At 48.4% G+C, this 20196-nt stretch carries 19 protein-coding genes; 7 read left to right on the top strand and 12 right to left on the bottom strand.

Going from position 1 to position 20196, the window contains the following annotated elements; all coding sequences use genetic code 11:
* On the bottom strand, nt 1–2664 hold the full coding sequence (locus KBW69_RS16590) for a TrlF family AAA-like ATPase (protein ID WP_257281580.1): 2664 nt from the start codon (nt 2662–2664) through the stop codon (nt 1–3).
* A gap of 42 nt (nt 2665–2706) precedes the next feature.
* Nucleotides 2707–4110: a replicative DNA helicase gene (gene dnaB, locus KBW69_RS16585; protein WP_257281579.1), complete on the bottom strand. Its 1404-nt coding sequence runs from the start codon at nt 4108–4110 to the stop codon at nt 2707–2709.
* Between the two features lie 201 nt (nt 4111–4311).
* Here dnaB and tatA point away from each other — a divergent pair, with 201 nt between their 5' ends.
* Genes tatA through tatC form a run of 3 tightly spaced genes read left to right on the top strand, consistent with a single transcriptional unit; the run spans nt 4312 to nt 5619 of the window.
* Nucleotides 4312–4533: a twin-arginine translocase TatA/TatE family subunit gene (gene tatA / locus KBW69_RS23870; RefSeq protein WP_368736450.1), complete on the top strand. Its 222-nt coding sequence runs from the start codon at nt 4312–4314 to the stop codon at nt 4531–4533.
* A gap of 11 nt (nt 4534–4544) precedes the next feature.
* Nucleotides 4545–4838, top strand: a complete 294-nt coding sequence (tatB, locus tag KBW69_RS16575; RefSeq protein WP_257275062.1) for a Sec-independent protein translocase protein TatB — start codon at nt 4545–4547, stop codon at nt 4836–4838.
* A gap of 34 nt (nt 4839–4872) precedes the next feature.
* Entirely contained in the window at nt 4873–5619 is a 747-nt protein-coding gene (tatC, locus tag KBW69_RS16570) for a twin-arginine translocase subunit TatC (RefSeq protein ID WP_257281578.1), read from the top strand.
* 520 nt (nt 5620–6139) lie between these two features.
* On the opposite strand, the gene KBW69_RS16565 is transcribed toward tatC, so the two are convergent.
* The 5 genes from KBW69_RS16565 to rpsF form a co-directional block, all read right to left on the bottom strand.
* On the bottom strand, nt 6140–8185 hold the full coding sequence (locus tag KBW69_RS16565) for a PhoX family phosphatase (RefSeq protein WP_257281577.1): 2046 nt from the start codon (nt 8183–8185) through the stop codon (nt 6140–6142).
* A gap of 240 nt (nt 8186–8425) precedes the next feature.
* Nucleotides 8426–8872 (bottom strand): 50S ribosomal protein L9, encoded by a 447-nt coding sequence (gene rplI, locus KBW69_RS16560; protein ID WP_257274636.1) that lies wholly within the window; start codon nt 8870–8872, stop codon nt 8426–8428.
* A gap of 31 nt (nt 8873–8903) precedes the next feature.
* Nucleotides 8904–9776: a hypothetical protein gene (locus KBW69_RS16555; protein WP_257281576.1), complete on the bottom strand. Its 873-nt coding sequence runs from the start codon at nt 9774–9776 to the stop codon at nt 8904–8906.
* Between the two features lie 36 nt (nt 9777–9812).
* A complete protein-coding gene (rpsR, locus tag KBW69_RS16550; RefSeq protein WP_034835335.1) occupies nt 9813–10037 on the bottom strand; it encodes a 30S ribosomal protein S18 in 225 nt (74 codons plus the stop codon).
* A 96-nt stretch (nt 10038–10133) separates the two neighbouring features.
* On the bottom strand, nt 10134–10547 hold the full coding sequence (gene rpsF / locus KBW69_RS16545) for a 30S ribosomal protein S6 (RefSeq protein WP_257281575.1): 414 nt from the start codon (nt 10545–10547) through the stop codon (nt 10134–10136).
* Nucleotides 10548–10868: 321 nt separating this feature from the next.
* On the opposite strand from rpsF, the gene KBW69_RS16540 reads away from it, so the two are divergent.
* Nucleotides 10869–12602, top strand: coding sequence for an autotransporter assembly complex family protein (locus KBW69_RS16540; protein ID WP_257281574.1), 1734 nt, complete (start codon nt 10869–10871; stop codon nt 12600–12602).
* Entirely contained in the window at nt 12599–15886 is a 3288-nt protein-coding gene (locus KBW69_RS16535) for a translocation/assembly module TamB domain-containing protein (RefSeq protein WP_257281573.1), read from the top strand. The genes KBW69_RS16540 and KBW69_RS16535 overlap by 4 nt, the downstream gene beginning before the upstream one ends.
* Here KBW69_RS16535 and KBW69_RS16530 read toward each other — a convergent pair whose 3' ends face one another.
* Together KBW69_RS16530 and KBW69_RS16525 are read right to left on the bottom strand one after the other, a co-directional pair.
* Nucleotides 15887–16174: a HigA family addiction module antitoxin gene (locus KBW69_RS16530; protein ID WP_257274900.1), complete on the bottom strand. Its 288-nt coding sequence runs from the start codon at nt 16172–16174 to the stop codon at nt 15887–15889. It lies immediately after the preceding gene.
* A gap of 71 nt (nt 16175–16245) precedes the next feature.
* Entirely contained in the window at nt 16246–17190 is a 945-nt protein-coding gene (locus KBW69_RS16525; protein WP_257274892.1) for a D-2-hydroxyacid dehydrogenase, read from the bottom strand.
* Nucleotides 17191–17282: 92 nt separating this feature from the next.
* Between KBW69_RS16525 and KBW69_RS16520 the strand changes: the two genes are divergently transcribed.
* Nucleotides 17283–17525, top strand: a complete 243-nt coding sequence (locus KBW69_RS16520) for a DUF2789 domain-containing protein (RefSeq protein ID WP_257281572.1) — start codon at nt 17283–17285, stop codon at nt 17523–17525.
* A 13-nt stretch (nt 17526–17538) separates the two neighbouring features.
* Here KBW69_RS16520 and rlmB read toward each other — a convergent pair whose 3' ends face one another.
* Both rlmB and KBW69_RS16510 read right to left on the bottom strand, forming a co-directional pair.
* The gene (gene rlmB, locus KBW69_RS16515) at nt 17539–18276 is read right to left on the bottom strand and encodes a 23S rRNA (guanosine(2251)-2'-O)-methyltransferase RlmB (RefSeq protein ID WP_257281571.1); all 738 of its coding nucleotides are present in this window, start codon (nt 18274–18276) and stop codon (nt 17539–17541) included.
* Between the two features lie 127 nt (nt 18277–18403).
* Nucleotides 18404–18766 (bottom strand): GFA family protein, encoded by a 363-nt coding sequence (locus tag KBW69_RS16510; RefSeq protein WP_257281570.1) that lies wholly within the window; start codon nt 18764–18766, stop codon nt 18404–18406.
* A gap of 191 nt (nt 18767–18957) precedes the next feature.
* Between KBW69_RS16510 and KBW69_RS16505 the strand changes: the two genes are divergently transcribed.
* Nucleotides 18958–19392 carry a CCDC90 family protein gene (locus tag KBW69_RS16505; RefSeq protein WP_257274897.1) on the top strand — a complete coding sequence of 145 codons (435 nt, stop codon included), beginning with the start codon at nt 18958–18960 and terminating at the stop codon, nt 19390–19392.
* 76 nt (nt 19393–19468) lie between these two features.
* On the opposite strand, the gene KBW69_RS16500 is transcribed toward KBW69_RS16505, so the two are convergent.
* Nucleotides 19469–20107 (bottom strand): hemolysin III family protein, encoded by a 639-nt coding sequence (locus tag KBW69_RS16500; RefSeq protein WP_257274898.1) that lies wholly within the window; start codon nt 20105–20107, stop codon nt 19469–19471.
* Nucleotides 20108–20196: the final 89 nt, after the last annotated feature.

The following is a 20196-nucleotide window of genomic DNA, read 5'->3' as shown; positions in this document are numbered from 1 at the left end:
TCAATTGAATCCGTACTTTTCACGACGTTGATTAAAAGCAGCCTTCCCTCCTTCGAGAATATCAGCCGCAAATTTCTGAACAGGTTCCACATCTATAGCTCCCTGAAGTTCGAGGGGGATCTCTGCCCTGCGTTCTTCTGGATTGACTTGAAGGACGCCAATCCACTCCGCATCGCCAAAAACAGGGATATTGGCGTTATGTGTGGCAAAAATAAACTGCCTTTCCAGCTTAGCCTTTCGTAGTTCAGCGACAATCCTGTCAGCAATAAAAGCGTTGTCCAAATTATCCTCTGGCTGATCCAGGATGAGGGGGTCTTGGTTATTCAGTAGTAGCATATGCAATATAGCCGTGCATTGCTGCCCTACTGAAAGGTCATCAATATGTCGGTAATCTTCAGCTTGCCCCTCATGGGCTACATTAAGTTCGATGACTTTTTTGTCCAACAACTGCACCTCTTCTAATTCAAGCAACTGCTTTTCAGAGAGAGTGACAAGAGCGCTGGCGACTGTGGGAGTGATCTCCCAGCCAGAATTCTGCAGAGCATCTGTTCCCTGACGTATAGTGCCAGCCAAACTCTCCGGAGAAAACTGTCCCTCTTTGAGCCACTCTAAACGCTTGGCACCGATACCTTCCAAATTAAACGACAATACAAAGTCAAACAGGTTCTGCCTGTCCTCAGCCACAGCCAGATCTACCTTCAGCTTTCCTCTTAACCTATTGTTCAATTTCCTGAGATTTCTCGTTGCATTACTGGACAGCTGAACCTGAGCCTCACTCAGTTCAGACAAAAGACTCTTTCTACGTTCATAAAGAACTCTTATTTGTTCTTTCCTATGCTTCAGAGACTGTGTTTTGGGACGAATGCTCTCAATTTCTTTCAAAATCGTCTGGTAGAGTTCACCTATTTCCCTGCCACTCTTGCCCTGACTGGTAGGTATCTTCTTGAACTCTTTTGTCAGGGCTTCCTCATCGGCCCTGATTTGCTCTGACAATCCTTTCTTCAGAGCGTCTTTCTTACCACATGCAGCCGTCCATTTCTCTCTTGCTTGTTCCAGCAACTTTCGAATGTCAACTCCTAGTTCTTCAAGCAGCAGCCTCTGAGAACTCAATAATTTTTTATGTGGCAATCCATCAAGAGCCTGATCACTCAAGAACTGGACATCAGGTAAGGAATCCAGAGCAACCCTCAATCCTTCATCAAGCTCGGAATACTCATCCTCTACACGCTGAGTGAGCTGCTTTTCCTTTTCCAGTCTGGGAATAGCTTCCAGCTTTTTTTCTAATCCCAATGATTGGAATTGTCCTGCCTGATCTTCCAGTTTTGGTAACTTTGCAACATCGGCTTCCAGCTCTCCCTGCAACTCCGTTGCTTTCAGGATTGATAACCGATTCTCTTCCAGATTTGAGAGTATCTGTTGAATTTTTTTATGTTCCCGGGAGTCTTTATTTTGCAAAAAACGACTGAGCAAATGATCTCTGCCCTCTACCGTTCTGGCTGTTTCATAAATTTCATTCTGTCCAAGCACCTCTATATCTGGAAGCAGCTCCAAAGGAGAATGAGGAGAGATATTGCCTTGCTCATCTTTGACAACAGGCCTGTCACCATAGCGTCTGGAAACAGTAAACCACCTTCCCCCCATAGCAGCTGAACGCACTCTTAGTTCCACATGAGCTTTTTCTTTTGAAAGATTTTCCTTGACTATTTTTTCATGCAATTTTCTTGCTTCACTCATCACAGGCTCTTTTGCCAGTACAAAGCGGACACTCTCTATCAAAGTTGATTTTCCGGTTCCCCTGCCACCAATCAAAGCATTTAAATGATCGGCCAACCCAACTTGAACACCGTCAAGATAACCATTAGTAAACCGAATAGACTCAATGACAGAAGCATGATTTTCAGGAACATCGTAGTTCAAGCGCAATCTGGATTCCGGGTCAAGAAAAGCCTGCCTGAAAGACTGAAAACAGGGTTTGGTCATTTTGATAAGGCAACTTGCACTTTTCTCCCGCAGTTTCTCCGGCGCTTCAACATCTGCAGCATTAATCAAAGCCATAGGCCTATCACGTTGATACTGAGGACTCCTGTTTAACGCCACCTGATAATAAAAGCCATTCTCTGCAGGTTTAAGGTCATCAATTGTACCCGGTATCTGCACCGCTCGAAGTTTAGGATTTGTCCAGATATGATTCTGTCTGAGCTTAAGCACCCCATTATCATTGGTGCTATGGGCTGCAAACAAAACCCCTCCCAGTCTGTCTACTTCTTCAATTAAATGAGCTGAGCTTAGCTCAGAAGGTCTGGTTCCATCCTTGATATCAAGCAGCTTCAAACTACCAAGATATCGCTCCAGCACTTTAGAACTGGTTTTTTCTGAGAAAAGGCATACAAAGTGAACGTTATCATTGGCAGTGACCTCAAACCCTGGAAAAACAACAATGCCATGAGGTTCCACTTTTTCCCTGATTGCATCAATACTTTCAACCCGACCATGATCAGCAATCCCTAAAACCTTGATTTCTTCTTCCAGACAAACTTCTAAAAGCTTCTGATTGTACGCCTCTTCGTCCGTCGCAATATCCTGACCACGATATCGGATATAGTCGAAAGGATTCACCTGAAGCGCACATTTCCAAAATTTCGCCTTTGTGTATTGTTCAGGCATGCTAATGAGTTCCTCGACAGATCATGACAATAATGACCCCAATTACTCATCATCAAAATTGACATAGGCATCAGGAGCGAGATTCTCAAACCGGGTGTACTGACCAATAAAGGCCAATCTTACCGAGCCGATGGGGCCGTTACGCTGCTTACCAATGATGATCTCGCCAATACCCTTAAACTCGGTGTCCGGGTTATAGACCTCATCACGGTAGATAAACATGATAACGTCAGCATCCTGCTCAATCGCTCCGGATTCACGGAGGTCGGAGTTGACCGGACGCTTGTTGGGGCGTTGCTCCAGAGATCGGTTAAGCTGAGACAGCGCAATCACCGGTACGTTGAACTCCTTGGCAATGGCTTTCAGGGATCGGGAAATTTCCGAGATTTCGTTGGTACGACCTTCACTGAAACCGGGAATCTGCATCAGTTGCAGATAGTCGATCATAATCATGGCCATATCACCATGCTCACGCACCACACGACGGATACGGGATCGCATTTCTGAAGGACTGATACCAGCGGTATCATCAATGAACAGCTTTTTGTCCTTGATTTTTTCTACCGCTGAAACCAGCTTCGGCCAGTCGTCTTCTTCCAGCTTACCGGAACGCACTTTGCTCTGATTAATCCGCCCCAGAGAAGACAGCATACGCATCATCAGCTGTTCAGAGGGCATTTCGAGACTGAAAACCATCACTACTTTTTCGGTATTGAGCAGGGCGTTTTCGACCAAATTCATCGCGAACGTCGTCTTTCCCATCGACGGCCTGGCCGCAACAATGACCATATCCGACGGCTGCATACCCGAGGTCATAGTGTCCAGATCACTAAAGCCTGTAGTGATACCAGTGATGGCATCACCGGCATTAAAAAGCTCATCAATTTTCTGAACCGTGTTATCCAGAATTTCCCGAACACCTACCGGGCCGCCGGTTTTGGGGCGTTCTTCAGCAATGTTGAAAACCAGTCGTTCAGCTTCATCCAGTATCGTCTGGCTGTCGCGACCTTCAGGGTTGTAGGCGATTTCAGCCATCTTTTGACTGGCATTGATCACCTTTCTGTTAACAGAACGCTCCTGAATGATTTCGGCGTAAGCTTCAATGTTGGCAATACCGGCAACATTGGCCACCAACTCAGTGATGTACACCATGCCACCGGCTTGTTCCAGTTCGTCCTGATTCTCAAGGGTGGCGGCCAGTGTCAAGGGATCAAAGGGAAGCGTCTCGTTCGCCGATTTGGCCATCGACGAGAAAATAATTTTGTGACGGGGATGATAAAAGTCGTCAGCCGTGATCTTGTCGGCGACTTTATCCCAGGCTTCATTATCCAGCAGCAGGCCACCCAAAACAGACTGCTCTGCCTCAATGGAATGAGGTGGCGTCTTCAGGGTCACGGTCGCTTCATCAATGGGCAGTTCGCCTTCTCGGGGCAGTGCTTCCAGCATGATTCATGAATACCAAAATCGGAGCTTTAAGAATACAGCAACTTGATGGGGGACTAAACTGCTGAAGCGCATGATTTTGGGGGGGGGGGAATTCTCTAACGCATCCAGATTATTCTTCACGGCAGGGGGGGGTTGTCATAATTTTTCCATAATCAAACGCTATAGTGATCACTTTCAAAGAATCATAAAGGAAGAATCACTATGGGCCTTGGCGGTATCAGTATCTGGCAACTGTTAATCGTACTGTTGATTGTTGTCATGCTGTTTGGCACCAAACGACTTAAAGGTCTTGGCAGCGACCTGGGTGGAGCTATCAAGGGTTTCAGGAAGAGCATCAGCGATGACTCCGGTTCTTCAGAAAACCTTGCGACCAATAACCAGGACAATGACAAGAACAGGGAACTGAGTCATAACAAAGCCTGAGGACTGTCAGCGTGTTTGATATTGGCTTTGCCGAACTGCTGGTTATCTCGGTACTCGGTCTGGTGATTCTGGGGCCCGAGCGCTTACCTCACGCAATAAAAACCGGCCTGCAGTGGATCAACTACCTGCGTAGCAGCGCCAGCAATATAAAAGAAACGGTTAACAGAGAGCTAAAGGTCGATGAGATCAAACAGGATCTTCAGCTGGACGAGCTGAATCAACAGGTTCGATCTCTGAAACAAGAAGCAACCGTAGCCACTGAAAATCCCTCCAAACCATCCGATTCCAACATAAAGGCGGCCTGAGTGCTGCCTTTATTGGATGCCTGCCGAGACATTTATGAAGACTGAAACCCCGACGGTTCAATCAGAACAACCCCTGATTCAGCATCTACTTGAGTTACGAACTCGCGTACTGAAAAGCATGGTGGTCACCCTGCTGTTCTTTGCCGTACTGTTTTACTTTTCCAATGACATTTATGAGCTGGTGTCTGAACCCCTGCGCTTGTTGATGCCAGAAGGCACCAGCATGATAGCCACCGATGTTACCTCCCCTTTCTTTGCTCCATTTAAACTCAGCCTGGTACTTTCCCTATTTCTGGCCATTCCCTTTATTCTTCATCAGGTCTGGGGATTTATTGCTCCCGGCCTGTACAAGAATGAAAAGCATCTGGCCATCCCATTGCTCATAACCAGCGTCATACTCTTTTATGCCGGTGTCACCTTTGCCTATTTTGTGGTGTTTCCATTGATCTTTGGTTTCTTCACCACGACCGGACCTGAAACGGTCACCATGATGACTGACATCAGGAGCTATCTGAACTTTATTCTTAAACTGTTTTTTGCCTTTGGGCTGGCCTTCGAAATCCCTGTCGCAACACTGTTACTGATCTGGTCTGGCATTAGCACCGTTGAATCCCTGTCCAGGAAACGTCCTTACATCGTAGTGGGCTGTTTTGTGATCGGTATGCTTCTGACACCACCCGACGTGATATCCCAGAGCCTGCTGGCTGGACCTATGTGGCTGTTGTTTGAGCTTGGACTTTTGTTTGCCCGGATGACGCCTTTTATGAAAAAGTCTTCTTGAGAATGAAGAAACCCGCGTCAAGGTCCGTATGTATCGGGAAAGCCTGGCAAGATTTAAAGCGAGTAGCAGGCCATTTTCGGCCTGCAAAAAACCATAGACTCAAGCAACCAAAAAACCCACATAACTACTGTTTTTATTAGAAAAAAAATAAAAAAAGAAATAAAACCGACATTTAGCCGGAAGCTAAATAGGCAATTAGACGCTTTATAAACCGTCAAATAGACGCTAGAGTAATAGACAATTAGCCGAAACTTGAAACACCTTCTGATGCCATACTTCCCACGCTACTTACAACCAAAAATAGAAGAGGCCTTGCAGGATACCCCTGTAGTTTGCCTGCTCGGGGCTTGTCAGGTGGGCAAACCTTGATTCCGGCAGCCTCAAATACACGTAGTTAAGAGAAACATTTCGCGTCACCATCAGTGATGGAAAACGACATAGCAAAATATTTTTCACAACAAAAAAGCCGATGAGCATTCCACTCATCGGCTTTGTTATATTGGCAGTCAGGTGACGGTTATTAAACCCCCACTTCACCACCACCGTCTTTCATAATCACCACCGTGGAAGAGCGCGCCCTGTTTGCACCGCTTGCATCGGTTGCGTCGATTGTCCCAGCGGCAGGCCAATTCGATGGATGCTGCATATTCAGGAAGAAGCTCTGGTGATCTGGTGTGAATGCCAGACCGGTCACTTCACAACCATTCGGCCCCACAAAGAAGCGCTTCAGCTGGTCCTGGTTGTCGGCGTTGACGGCCAGCATGTCCTCAGTGCTGTTCAGTTCAGATGGAATAATGGCCAGCATCTGGTCATTGGTATTGTCATTAGCGCCACCATCCGTTTGAATCCAAAGCAGGCCACGGTCATCGAATGCCAGACCGTCCGGGCTGCCAAATTCATTGGCTTCATTCAGACCGGACAGGTTCACCAGAGCACTTTCAGAGGCAAAAGAGCCGAACAGGAAGAACTCCCAGGTAAACTCACTTGGATCGGCCCCTTCATTCCAGCGAATAATATGACCATACTCATTATCTTCTCGAGGATTGGCCACATTGGTATCGGTATCGGAATTGCCGTCCTCATTATCACGATTAGTGTTGTTGGTCAGCGTCACATAAACAGAGCCGGTCTTAGGATCTACCGCAGTCCATTCAGGACGGTCCATTGGGGTAGCACCTACCAGATCAGCAGCGCCTGGCGTATTCAGGATAATCTCAGCCTGAGTTGTGAATCCTGAAATATAACCTAACCTTCCACCGTCTTTGGTCGTTGCATCGGGCGTCAGAGGCAACCATTTGCCATTGCCTTCCTCATCGAAGCGAGCGGCGTACAAAGTACCTTCATCCATGTACTTGGCACCGGTGGCGAGACGATCTTCAGTGTTGGCGTCTGCCGGATTCCAGAGTTCTTTGGAAACAAACTTGTAGATGTATTCAAACTGGCTGTCATGGCCAGAATAAAAAACAACGGGCTGACCTTCTTCCAACTTGCCAAACGAACAATCTTCGTGGCGGAAGCGACCCAGAGCCGTGCGTTTAATGGCTTTAGCCTGAGGATTGTAGGGATCGATTTCTACAATGTATCCGTGGCCATTGGCTTCGTTACGGAAGTCTTCAGTCACATCTCCAGAGCCCGGGGTTACATCAAAACGGGCAAACTCGCCGGTTTCTTGTTCGTCAGAAGATATAACAGTATCCCAATCATAACGGGTACCCCTGGAACTGATGCCCAAGCGTATTTGTTCTTCAGTCCAGTTAGACGGGTCATCGCTACGGGTAAAATAGCCAGGCCAGTTTTCTTCACAGGTCAGATAAGTCCCCCAGGGCGTGTGACCATTACCACAGTTATTATTGGTACCCCGGGCGAGGGCTTTATTTCCTTTCTCCTCGGTGTATTTGGTAATCAGCAAATCGCTGTCAGCCACCGGTCCGGTCAGATACATTTCAGTGCCTGCGGTGTAACGCTTGTTGTAGTCGCTGTTTTTCACGACATCCCAGACACCATCAGTCAGTTTGATGTGAACTACTGAAACACCATGGGCGTTGATTTCTTTGCGAACTTCTTCAGCAGGACGTCTGCCATTATTGTCAGTTGCCCCATTTTCATGCAGTCGAGTCTGATCAATAAACTCATGGTTTATACACAGCAGGCCTTCAGTACTGCTGCCTTCAAGCGGGAAGAAGTGCATACCATCATGCATCATGCCAGTAGCATTCGCCTGATCGGTGGAAGTATTTGTGCCATCATCCTTCCAATCTGCGGCCAGATCATTCAGCGGCGTTCCCCATGGCGCCAGAACCTGAGCGGAGTAGCCAGCAGGTACAGAGACAGCATCGGTTTTGGAGCCGGAAATAGAGTCAAAGCCGAGGGAGAGATCTGATGAAACAACATCATCGGAGTCATCGTTACAGCCGGTTAAACCAAAGCTGGCCAGCGCAGTAAATGCTGCCAGCGCACCGCCACGTTTTAAAACACCCCGACGGGTTAATTCTTTTTCCAGCACTGCCGAGATCGGCCGATTATCACTGGAGTTGTATACCGTTGGATCAAAAGTATGTTTGCTCATGTCATCTCTACTCGTTCAAGCCAGCTTTATTTTTTGTTTAATATCCTCTAAAGCAGGCTCATTAAACGACACAAGCATTACAGTAAAATGTCTTTAAGATGACAGAATTAAAATAATCCTTTGGCTGAAATGAAGGCGTTCGCAGAGGTTGGACAGAGGCATGAGGCAATGCAGATACAAAAATACCCGTGGGCCGAAACCCACGGGTATTTTTGTATCAGGCGTCGCTAAAAACCGAACTTATTCAGCTTCAACGAATACCTTGATGGTCGCTGCAACGTCGGTGTGCAACTGGATGGCGATGTCGTATTCACCAGTAGCGCGGATAGGACCTTCGCCCATGCGAATTTCGCTCTTGGCTACTGCAACGCCAGCGCCTGTGATGGCTTCAGCCAGATCACGTGAACCGATAGAACCGAACAGTTTGCCTTCGTCGCCCGCTTTGGCGGTCAGGGTCAGTTCGATTTCAGCCATTTCAGCTGCACGCTTTTCAGCAGCAGCCAGCTTTTCGTTAGCAGCCTTTTCCAGCTCGGCACGACGAGCTTCAAAAGCTTCAACATTTTCCTTGGTAGCAGGCACAGCCTTGCTGAAAGGAATCAGAAAGTTACGACCGTAACCGGCTTTAACGGTTACCTTGTCGCCCAGGTTGCCAAGGTTGGCAACTCTCTCAAGCAGGATAACGTCCATCGCTAGCCTCTTACCTTATACCTAGTGCCTGTCAGCCCTGAATCTGCTGATTCACGCGGTTGCGAAAATCAAACAGACTGTCAAGACAAGCAGTCAAAACAATAACCGGGTATGCCAGTTGCGTAAGGGTGATCAACAGCATATATAAGCCAATCAACCAGAAGCTGCCCCGTTGGCGCAGTTTTACCAGCCCGTGGACCAGTGCCAAACCTGCGATAAACAGTGGCAACGATGCGATGGGTACCAGGGCAGTCAACATGGGTGACAATGCCGACCCCATCAAAGTTATGATCAGAAGACCTACCCCAACAGCTGCGGGCAACCGCACCTTGCGGAATTCTTCACCGAATCCACCAGGGTTGAACAGATCGGCCTGCCAGGAACGCGCCAGCATCAGAGCCAGGACACAAAACAGTATGTGCACCCAGGCCAGAGCACCCGCGACGCCGTATTCCAGAATCTGTCTCAGATGATCACCCAGTTGCAGAGTCTCTTCGCTGCCACTGCTCTGGAGACTCTTTTTCAAAAACTCCATCACAGTGTCAGTCATGGCACTGATCATCTGGGGTGATATCTGGTACATGGCAAAAGCCACGAGGCCTCCCAGCGGCACAATGGCCAGCAAGGTTTTCGGCCATGAGACAGTCTGGCGCAGGACACAAGCCAGCAACGACGTGGTTACCAGCCCAATCAATACGCTGTACTGACCAAAGGCGGCCCAGGCTATTCCGGGCAACAGAGCCCATATCAGGACTTTCAGCCCGTGGTCAATGCCGCGACGCAGTACCACCAGGGATACAATGGCCGCACTTAACCAGAAAAGCATGGGAATACAGGCAAATATGACCGCCAGAAACAATGAATGTTTCGGGCTTTTCATTACCAGTTCCGCCAGTTTACGCATCAAGCAATACCTTCAGTTCCAGAGTTTGCCGACTGATCAGTGACGATCAGTGTATGGCAGCAGTGCGATGTAACGCGCACGCTTGATAGCTGTCGCCAGCTGACGCTGATAACGGGCTTTGGTACCGGTGATACGGCTTGGTACGATCTTGCCAGTTTCAGAAACATAAGCTTTCAGGGTGTTCAGATCTTTGTAATCGATCTCTTTCACGCCTTCAGCGGTGAAACGGCAGAACTTTCTGCGGCGGAAAAAACGTGCCATTGCAACGTCTCCTTGAATTCAACAAATGGTGATGTTCTTAATCCTGCCAGCCTTGGACTGAAACAGCCTTGAGCCAGAGACAGTATTAAGGACGACTTACTCAGCAGCGGCTTCTTCAGTAGCAGCTTCTGGCGCTTCAGCAGCTTCTTCGCGACGCTCTTCACGACGATCGTCACGGCGCTCACGCTTCTCTTCAGCCTGCATCATGATGGATGGCTCGGAAACAGCCTCATCACGACGGATCACCATGTTACGGATAACTGCGTCGTTATAACGGAAGTTATCTGTAAGTTCGTCCAGGATCTCGTTGCTACACTCGATGTTCATCAGAACGTAGTGAGCCTTGTGGATCTTGTTGATTGGGTAAGCCAGCTGACGACGACCCCAGTCTTCAAGACGGTGTACCTGACCGCCGTTTTCGCTGATAGCACGTGTGTAACGCTCTATCATGCCTGGTACTTGCTCGCTCTGGTCAGGATGCACCAGAAAAACAATCTCGTAATGACGCATTATTTGCTCCTTACGGGTTAAACAGCCTCCCACACTTCAAATGAAACATACGTTCCATTTTCAGAGCAGTAAGGCAAGGAGATGGGCTTGAAATGACAACCACCTGAAAGATGCCTGCACACCACGCCCAGCATACAAAGAGCGGAGGATTTTAGAGAAGTGTGACCATGGTTGCAAGAATTATAAACCGATGGCAGTCTGCGTTATAACGCTGGAGAGTCCGAGAATCTGAAGCCCGATGCTGCTTTTTATTGAGATAGATCGACAGACCTTCTACGATATCTTTCAATCCTGCCACTTTCTCTCAACAAATGGTCGCCAGTGGGTAAGCTGAATAAATTTCTATTAATTATCGCACTTTTGCTTTCAACCCTTTCTTCTGTTTGTCAGGCTCAATCCCATCTTACCTATGAGGTCAAGGGTCTGAAAGACGGGCAGAAGCGAAACGCCGAACGCTTTCTGCAAACCCTGCCTGCCATTGAGCCCCAGCAGTTGCCCCGCTACCAAAGCAGTATTGTTGAGGCAGTACAGAAATCTCTGCAAGCGCTGGGCTATTTCCAACCAACCATTTCCATGAAGATGGATGACAAGGATAGAGACCAGCTGAACATTCATGTTGATCCGGGACAACCCGTACTGATCCGCACCATTAACATTGAGCTGAAAGGAGATGCCCGAAAAAACCGGTCGTTCAAGAGAATCCTCAAACGTTCACCGCTCAAAAAAGGCGCTGTATTTAATAGCGGAGAATATGAAGAGCTTAAGACGACGCTCAGCACCCAGGCCCAGTCCCTCGGTTTTTTTGATGCTCAGATGCAAACCCATACAGTCAAAGTTTACCCGCAGGAGAATGCGGCTGATGTTGAACTGATTTTCGACTCTGGCAAGCGCTACAGGTTTGGGGACGTTGTTTATGGTGAAATCCCTGAAAACACCCGAACCCTGATCCAGAAAATGCTGACCTTCAAGCCCGGCTCACGCTATCAGTCCATCAAGCTGGGCAACCTGAACAAAGAGCTGGCCTCAACAGGCTATTTCCAGCAAATCGACATCCGTCCCATGCGGGATAAAACCGTAGACTACCATGTTCCCATTTATATCGGTGTCAGTCCCAAGAAGTATCATGAAATAGAAACCGGTGTCGGTTATTCCACCGATGAGGGGCCCAGACTTTCTCTGACCTGGGATATCCCTATGATTAATGACAAGGGACACAGCCTGACCAATGAAGCTCTGATCTCAGCCCCGAGGGCCGAACTGACTTCCAGCTATATAATCCCCTACGGTAATCCATTAACTGAATTCTATGAACTTCAGGTGGGTTATCAATATAAAAAACAGGAAGACACTGTCAGTAACCTTGGATCGACGTCTATCCATAAATGGAAAAAAAATCCACAGGGCTGGGACCGCGATCTGTTTTTAAGGATTCAGTACGAAAGCTACAAACAGGGCCTTCAGCATGGCGAAAGCTTTCTGGTCATCCCGGGCATTTCCATGACCCGACGCCATGCCAGAGGTGGCAAGCTCGACCCTCGAAGCGGTTACCTGATCATGTCCACGGCAGAATTCTCAGATAAATACCTGGGCTCTGATCAGAACTTTGTGAAGTTCTGGGGTCGCACCAAAGGCTTGACGACGTTGGCAGACAAACACCGATTTATTGGCAGAGTGGAACAAGGTGCTATCTGGATAAACGACGTAAGAAAAATACCTCCTTCCATCCGTTTCTTTACCGGAGGTGATCAGACGGTCAGAGGCTACGACTATGAAAGTATTTCCCCCAAGGACGCCGACGGAAAGCTGACAGGTGCCCAATATATGACGGCGCTCAGCATGGAATACAACTATCAATTTCTGGAACACTGGCGAGCCGCTGTTTTTGTTGACCATGGAACAGCCACCAATGACTACAGGGACGACTGGAAAACCGGTGCCGGCTTTGGTATTCGCTGGATAACCCCTCTGGGCGCTCTGAGATTTGACGTCGCTTTCGCTGTCAGTGAACCTGATACGCCCTATAAACTGCACTTTACAATGGGGCCGGAAATATGAAGACGGCTCTGGCTATCTTAACCTCTCTCGTCACGCTCCTCTGCCTGGTGCTGTTTTTGCTGCTTACTCATACCGGTAACCTCTGGCTATGGAAACTGGCTCGCGCCCAATTACCTGAACTTCAGGGTGAACTGATCAAGGGATCGACAACCAATGGCCTTGTCTTCCAGAATCCAGGCTGGGTCGATCAGGATACGATATTCAAAGCAAACCGGCTCACTCTGCACTGGCAACCGGGAATGCTGTTCGGAGGAATTCTGGTCATTGATGAACTGGAACTGAAAAATCTGGTCATTAAACTGCCATCGCCCGATAAAGAACAAGCCCCTTCCAACGAAAAGCTGGTATTACCGGAGATAGAGCTCCCTCTGCCGATCACTCTTAAGAAACTGACTCTGGACAGAGGCACTTATGAACAGGGTGAGATTAAAGAAGAAGTGACTAACCTCCTTCTCTCTGCTGATGCCCGACAATCCCAAATCACTATTCATGAGTTCAAGGTTGAACACGCTTTGGGGAAAGCCAGTCTGCAAGGAAAAATAACACTGAGCGGCGATTATCCACTGTCAGCAACCTTAGATATTCAGCCCCCCCCCCTGGATGGCAGGCTCCAGCCAAAAAATCTGAAGGCGACTCTTCAAGGCTCTCTGACCGATTACCAGCTAGCTGCCAATGCCACAGCCATTGCTAATGTCTTATCCACTCCTGAGACCCAAAAAGAAACCCGGATAAAGGCCTTGCTCAAGGCTCGGGGCAGTCTCGAACATATTGCGATCGAAAACCTGAACCTCTCAACACCTGAAGGTGATGCAGATCTTTCTGGTCAGCTTAGCTGGACAAAAGGTATTGCATGGAGCGGGAAGGTGAACCTCAATAGTCTGAACACAGCCAACTTTTTGCCCGGGTATCCGGGGAGGCTCGACGGTGTATTGGCAAGCCGTTTTAATCTGGACGGTAAGGCATGGCATCTGGTGATTTCTGAAATGCATATCACTGGCAAACTCAGGGAATGGCCCGTCTCAGTCTCCGGCACACTGGACATCAATCATCTTTATAACTGGAAGTTAGATCACTTCAATGCCAATTTCGGTGAAAATCAGTTAAGCGCCCATGGTCTTATTGATAAACAGTGGGATATAGAAGCGAAACTCAATGCTTCAAAGCTGGCAGAACTTTACCCCGGCCTTGACGGTGAAGTGAAAGGTTTCATCGATGTATCCGGAAGCAAACAGCAACCCAGACTGACCTTTCAACTTGATAGCTCCTCTGTCCGTTATCTGGACACGGCGATTAATGGCCTTTTGGCAAAAGGTCATATTGAAAAGAAAGAACACATTCTGGGGCAGGCTCGTATCAACATAGAGGCCCTGAAACAGGGCCCCCACACACTAAACCAGATATTGCTTGAAGCACGAGGCAATGAAAAGCAGCATCAGGTCCGGCTCTCAACTCAAGGTAAAGCACTCAAGAGCATCATCACCCTGGCTGGCAGCTACCTCAACGAACAATGGCAGGGACAGCTGACGCGCAGTGACTTGAACACAGAATTCGGAGACTGGTCACTGAAAAAGCCTGTTGATATTTCAGCCTCGGCAGCCGGTGCTTCATTCTCTGAATTCTGCCTGAAGTCATCCCCTTCCAGTATCTGTGCTCAATCCAGCCATCTGGGCAAGGACTCAGGACATCTCTCCTTTCACATTGAGCAACTGGCACCTGAAAGATTCAAGGCCTTTTTCCCCAACGAGTTTGACTGGCAGGCACTTATAAACTCTAAGGTCGAGGTAAGCTGGAAGGATAATCAGCCGACATTGTCGTTAACGCTTTCTTCAAGCCCCGGAACACTTCAGGCTTATAATCTGTCCGGCGATTACCGCCAGCTCAACATGGAAGCCCGAATCGCCAACAACCAGCTTCAAAGCTCTTTTAACTTCCTCTCCGACAAACTGGGGCGCGGCCGTCTGACCCTGACCGTCGATGACCTGCAAAACCAGAGAACCCTGAGCGGTCAGCTGAATATTGATCATTTATTGCTGGAAATATTTGCACCTTTCTTACCTGAAGTCAGTGATCTGAAAGGTACTTTTTCTGCCCGGGGGCGAATGGAAGGCTCTCTTGCCAAACCGCTCTTTTACGGTCGCCTGGCCATTGAAAATGGCTATGCCAATACCACGCGAGATATTGTCAGCGTTTCTGCACTTAATACTTACCTCAATGTGGCCGGTGATTCAGGCACAGTAGAAGGCAAAATGCAGGTGGGTAAGGGCTCACTGGATCTGGGAGGGCAACTGAGCTGGAAGGATCTCCGACAGCCAAGCGGTAACATTACGCTGGAGGGACAAGACCTGGATGTTAATTACCCCGGTATTGGCGAGATCAAGCTTTCACCCAACCTGAAGCTGACACTGTCTGAAGAGGTGACACTGACAGGTATCATCCGAATTCCGTGGAGTCGCATTACCATCAACAGACTTCCTGAGAGTGCTGTTTCGGTGTCAGACGATGTCGTGATCGTTCAGGAAGGGCAGACTTCAGAGCTCCGGGAGCAGGCTCTAAAGCTGTTTTCGATGAAGCTACGGGTAGTACTCGGAGACGAAGTCCGGCTCAATGCTTTTGGTTTCAAAGCCAGACTCACGGGGCATCTGGATCTTTTGCAGCTGCCTGACAAACCCCTTGAAGGAAACGGCACTATTCAACTAGAGGGTCGCTACCACCAGCTGGGCCAGGATTTACTGATCAAGGACGGAAAAATCATTTTTCAGGGGCCTGTCGACTCTCCCTATCTATTGGTCAATGCCGTTCGAAACCCGGAAACCATTGAAGATAATGTGGAGGTTGGCATCAAAGTCAGTGGCCCTGTCAATAAACCTGAGTGGACGGTTTATTCCAGCCCGGAAATGCCACAACAGGAACAACTTTCCTACCTGCTGCGAGGCAGAGGTCTGGAAGGCGATGACGGTTCCGGAGCGGAGGCGATGCTGGTGGGTATCGGTGTTTCCCAGTTTGGTGGTATCGCTACCTCCATTGGTGAAAGCTTTGGTTTCAGCGACGTCTCGCTGGATACAGCAGGCAGTGGCGAAGACACCCAGATCACCATTGGTGGCTACATAGCTCCCGGTTTGCGCCTGCAGTACGGTGCAGGTGTTTTTAACTCAGTGAGCGAAGTGAAGGTTCGCTATGAACTCATGCCCAGACTCTATCTGCAGGTTGTCAGTGGTCTGGCTCAGGCTGTGGATATTTTTTATCGCTTTACCTACACTCCTGATTCTGAAGGAGGGGCTCAGTAGTCACGCTAAAGAAAACTTGAAAGGCTTCAGTGTGTTGAGCGACACCGACTGCTCTGACTGCCAGACGTCATAATTATTCTGCATGATGAGCCAGCTTTCCGCAGTTCTGCCAAGAACCTTGGAAAATCTTCTGGCCATCTCGGTAGACACAGCGCTTTTTCCCTGCAAAATTCTGTTCAAAGTAGAGGGTGAGACCTCTAAGGCCTCAGATAGCTGCCTGCAGCTTACTTTAGCTGGTTCCATGTAGGTTTGCTTAATAAACTCTCCGGGATGGAGTGGGTCGTGCATTCTCATCGATGATAATCCTCATAGTTCAGTATTTCAGGAGTTTGCATTCCTAAACTTATGAAAGCCGACTCCTATCCCTGAAAAAAACGTGCATAATGCTGCGCCGCAAGATTGACCAGACGCTGTCTCGACTCGAGACTTCCCCAGGCACAATGGGGAGTGACGATCAAATTTGGCAGAGACTTATTGAGCAGGATATTCCCGTTTCCGGGAGGCTCTTCTGACAACACATCAAACCCGGCACCTCCCAGTCGCCCTGCCTCCAGCGCCGAGACCAAAGCACTCTCGTCTACCAGCCCACCTCTGGCGGTGTTGATCAGAATGGCCCCTGGCTTCATCAGCGAAAGTCTTTTCTGATCCAGAAGGTTGGCCGTACTTTCACTCAATGGACAATGCAAACTGACGACATCTGACTGTTTCAACCCTTCGTCTAATTCTATCCGGTCTATAGAGGTTGTCGGTGAGCCAGGTACTCTAGCCTTCAATACATTCATTCCGAATGCTCCTGCCAGTCTGGCAGTCGCCTTGCCCAAGTCACCATAACCGACAATGAGCAGGTTTTTACCTCCCAGCTCCATGATCGGATGATTAAGCAGACAGAATCTGTCGCTTTCTGCCCAGGTGCCGTTCACAGCATCTCGTGAGTAAGCGGGAACAGAGCCCGCCAGAGACAAGATTAAAGTCATGGCATGCTGAGCAACAGACGCAGTGCTGTAACGCTCTACATTCTGGACTTTAATACCGCGCAGATCACACGCAGCAAGATCAATATTATTCGTTCCTGTTGCCAGTACTCCGATATACCGGAGGTTGGGCAGCGAAGAAAGCGTCGACTCATCAATCACCACTTTATTGGTGACAATCGCGACCGCATCACGACAACGTTCAATCACATCTTCTGGTTCACTCTGATCGTATATCACCAACGGTACCGGAAGCTGATGAAACGCCTCCAGAGACACGCCGTCACCCAGAGTAGCCCGATCCAATAAAACGACATTCTTTTTTGTAGTCACATTTTTTACCTTTGGAATCCGGTTTTATCTTTTCAAAAGACAGTGGCCTGCTATCCTGACGTTACGAAAACAGATTCCATCAGGAGGTCTCAATGGAACCTGCCCATCACACCATGAACGATCTGTTTGATCAGCTTGGACTGCCCAGCAGTGATCAAGAAATCAATGCCTTCATCGAAGAGCATAAAAAAATGCCCCACCGGGTAAAAATTGAGCATGCCGACTTCTTTTCAGATAGTCAGCAGGCTTTTATTCAACAGGCATACAATGAAGACGCTGACTGGGTTGTGTTGATTGAACATCTCGACGCCCTGTTGAGAGAAAAACCATCCTGAGAATTTCGGATTGCTATAACTGTCTTTGGCGAACCGCCTCAAACAAGCAGACACCTGTCGCTACAGAAACATTTAAACTGCTGACTGACCCTGACATGGGGATAAAGATTAATGAATCGCACTTGTCACGGGTCAGTCTTCTCATGCCCTTACCTTCAGCGCCCATCACCAGAGCCAGGGGACCCTTGAGGTCTGTTTTGTAAATATCAGAAGCACTTTCACCCGCGGTTCCAATCATCCAAATGCCACGATCTTTCAGCCATTCCATGGTTCTGGAAAGATTGGTTACCTGTACCAATGGAACATTCTCTGCAGCACCACTGGCCACTTTTCGAGCTGTCGCATTCAGGCTGGCCGATTTGTCTTTGGGCGTAATCAGGGCATGGACCCCTGCAGCATCTGCGGTTCTTAGACAGGCACCCAGATTATGAGGATCGGTCACACCATCCAGTATTAATAGAAAAGGCGGCTCATCCAGTGTATTCAGAAGATCTTCCAAATCACCTTCCCGGTAGACTTTCGCCTGCGCAACACGGGCCACTATGCCCTGGTGCACCCCTTCAACTTTCGAATCCAGTCGGCTGCGTTCGACAAAACGCACCGTCACTCCCTGGTTGCGGGCTTCCTCCACCAGCGCATTAATGCGCTTGTCAGTGCGACCTTTCTGGATCATCAGTTCCAGAACTTTTTCCGGAGAATGCTCAAACAGGCTTTGCACAGCGTGCAGGCCAAAAACGACATCATCACTCATTACGGGAATTCGTATACAGGGTTGGAATTAGGAATGAACGCATATTAGCAGAGCCAAAGGTTCAAGTGGAATGTTGATCTACTCATCAGAGGCTTCAATGAGCCGTTAATGATTGAAGTCTTATCAATCATTCAGAGTCGATGCGCAGACAGTTTTCGGTATATATATGGCTGTATTTGAATGAACTCATGTCGATATTCAAACAGGCAGGGCGCAATCGAACCGACTCCGGCTGTGCCACCCGATAAGCGTAAAGATGAGAACCACATTGGCCACAGAAAACTCTTTTCTTTCCTGTTGAAGATTCGTACTCCTTCAGCAGTTCCTGTCCTGTCTGCAGCTCGAAATCAGCACTGTCGATTGTCACTCCCATGGCAAAAGCTGAAGAATGAGCTTTTCTGCACGTCAGACAATGACAGCATTCAATCTCGACAAACTCGGATTTTACCCGATAGGAAACCTGCCCACATAAACACTGACCGAAATACATAGACGTTCTCGCTCTACAGAAACATTATTAGGCTCTATTGTGCAGAGCAAATGAAAGATCGACAACTGTCGACTGCGCCCGACAAGGCGCATCATCCCAATACTGGAAATGAGAGTCTGCGCTCTATTCCTGCCAGGTGGTCATAGTGTCATCCCTGATCTATGCTGTGATTCTGAATTTTTGGGGTTGTTATGGAAAAGTCGTTATTTTCAGAATTAAAGCGTATTGGCATTGATGAAGAACTGGCCAGCAAAGTCAGTGCTTCCCTTGATCCTGAGTACAATGCCAGTAAGAAAGATGTGCTGGTAATGCAAGAAGCCATCATGCAGGTGCAACTGCAAAGTGAGCGCAGCTATCAGGCACTCAGTTCAGAAATAAGCAGCCTGCGTTCTGAAGTGCATAAAGAGATAGCCGGTGTCCGCGCTGAAATCACGGATGTCCGCACTGAAATCACTGATTTCCGCGCTCAAATTACTGATGTCCGCACTGAAATCACTGATGTCCGCACTGAAATCGCCGATGTGCGTTTCGAGATGGGCTCCATCAACCGGCAATACATCATTACCTTCCTCGGTTTGATTACCACCATTGTCAGCGTCTTTGCCATCAACTGGTACTTCCATTAACACAAAAGTTGGTTAGCCCGCCTATTTCACCAACGCGAGCACAGACAATAGAACTAACTTGTAGCTTGACCAGGAACTAACTGACGGGAAGCACGTGAAAAAAAACAGCAAAGAAATGACAGAAGCTACCGCCCAGGACAAACACATGCCAGATAGCATGGTTAAAGGGCAGCTTTTTCCACAGGTAAAAAACAGCCCCGAGGGTATAAGAGAGGCCTCCCGCTACCAGCCAATAGACGCCCTCCAGCGATATCTTGCTGGCTAATTCTTTTGACGCAAAAAGAACCAGCCAGCCCATCAAAATATAAGTGGCTACTGAAAGTTTTTTAAAGCGTGGACCAAACCAGACTTTGAAAACAATGCCTGCAATAGCCAGCAGCCAGACAGTAGCAAACATGATCCAGCCCAAAGTATCCCTCATACTGACCAGTAAGAATGGGGTATAAGTTCCAGCGATCAGGAGATAGATGGAACAATGATCCAGCAGTTTGAAGACCTTCTTGGTCTTCTCATGCTGGATGCTGTGATAGAGCGTGGAAGAGAGAAAGAGCAGTATCAGCGTTGCCCCGTAGATACTGAAACTGGCGATGCGCCAGACATCATGCTGCTCGGCTGCATAAGCTACTAAAAGGGTCAAACCAGCAACACTGAGCAAGGCGCCCAGACCGTGGGTGATACTGTTTGCAATCTCTTCAGCCAGGCTATATCTGGCCATGAGGTTGTTTCCTGTGTCGGTGTTTCGTGACATCTTAACACTCGAAGCGGACTATCGAGCCCGGATAATACTCAAGATTCCGATTAATG

Source organism: Endozoicomonas sp. ISHI1 (genome assembly GCF_024606225.1).
Classification (GTDB): Bacteria; Pseudomonadota; Gammaproteobacteria; order Pseudomonadales; family Endozoicomonadaceae; genus Endozoicomonas_A.
Note: the sequence above shows the minus strand (reverse complement) of the source record. Positions and strands in the feature narration are given on the sequence as shown.

What these genes read in the sequence shown, in the direction of transcription:
- dnaB (WP_257281579.1), bottom strand. Translation starts at nt 4,110, where the DNA reads ATGCTGGAAGCACTGCCCCGAGAAGGCGAACTGCCCATTGATGAAGCG.
- KBW69_RS16565 (WP_257281577.1), bottom strand. Translation starts at nt 8,185, where the DNA reads ATGAGCAAACATACTTTTGATCCAACGGTATACAACTCCAGTGATAAT.
- rlmB (WP_257281571.1), bottom strand. Translation starts at nt 18,276, where the DNA reads ATGAGTGATGATGTCGTTTTTGGCCTGCACGCTGTGCAAAGCCTGTTT.
- KBW69_RS16535 (WP_257281573.1), top strand. Translation starts at nt 12,599, where the DNA reads ATGAAGACGGCTCTGGCTATCTTAACCTCTCTCGTCACGCTCCTCTGC.
- tatC (WP_257281578.1), top strand. Translation starts at nt 4,873, where the DNA reads ATGAAGACTGAAACCCCGACGGTTCAATCAGAACAACCCCTGATTCAG.
- KBW69_RS16510 (WP_257281570.1), bottom strand. Translation starts at nt 18,766, where the DNA reads ATGTATTTCGGTCAGTGTTTATGTGGGCAGGTTTCCTATCGGGTAAAA.
- rpsF (WP_257281575.1), bottom strand. Translation starts at nt 10,547, where the DNA reads ATGCGTCATTACGAGATTGTTTTTCTGGTGCATCCTGACCAGAGCGAG.
- tatA (WP_368736450.1), top strand. Translation starts at nt 4,312, where the DNA reads ATGGGCCTTGGCGGTATCAGTATCTGGCAACTGTTAATCGTACTGTTG.
- KBW69_RS16520 (WP_257281572.1), top strand. Translation starts at nt 17,283, where the DNA reads ATGGAACCTGCCCATCACACCATGAACGATCTGTTTGATCAGCTTGGA.
- KBW69_RS16505 (WP_257274897.1), top strand. Translation starts at nt 18,958, where the DNA reads ATGGAAAAGTCGTTATTTTCAGAATTAAAGCGTATTGGCATTGATGAA.
- KBW69_RS16530 (WP_257274900.1), bottom strand. Translation starts at nt 16,174, where the DNA reads ATGCACGACCCACTCCATCCCGGAGAGTTTATTAAGCAAACCTACATG.
- rplI (WP_257274636.1), bottom strand. Translation starts at nt 8,872, where the DNA reads ATGGACGTTATCCTGCTTGAGAGAGTTGCCAACCTTGGCAACCTGGGC.
- KBW69_RS16555 (WP_257281576.1), bottom strand. Translation starts at nt 9,776, where the DNA reads ATGCGTAAACTGGCGGAACTGGTAATGAAAAGCCCGAAACATTCATTG.
- rpsR (WP_034835335.1), bottom strand. Translation starts at nt 10,037, where the DNA reads ATGGCACGTTTTTTCCGCCGCAGAAAGTTCTGCCGTTTCACCGCTGAA.
- KBW69_RS16500 (WP_257274898.1), bottom strand. Translation starts at nt 20,107, where the DNA reads ATGGCCAGATATAGCCTGGCTGAAGAGATTGCAAACAGTATCACCCAC.
- KBW69_RS16590 (WP_257281580.1), bottom strand. Translation starts at nt 2,664, where the DNA reads ATGCCTGAACAATACACAAAGGCGAAATTTTGGAAATGTGCGCTTCAG.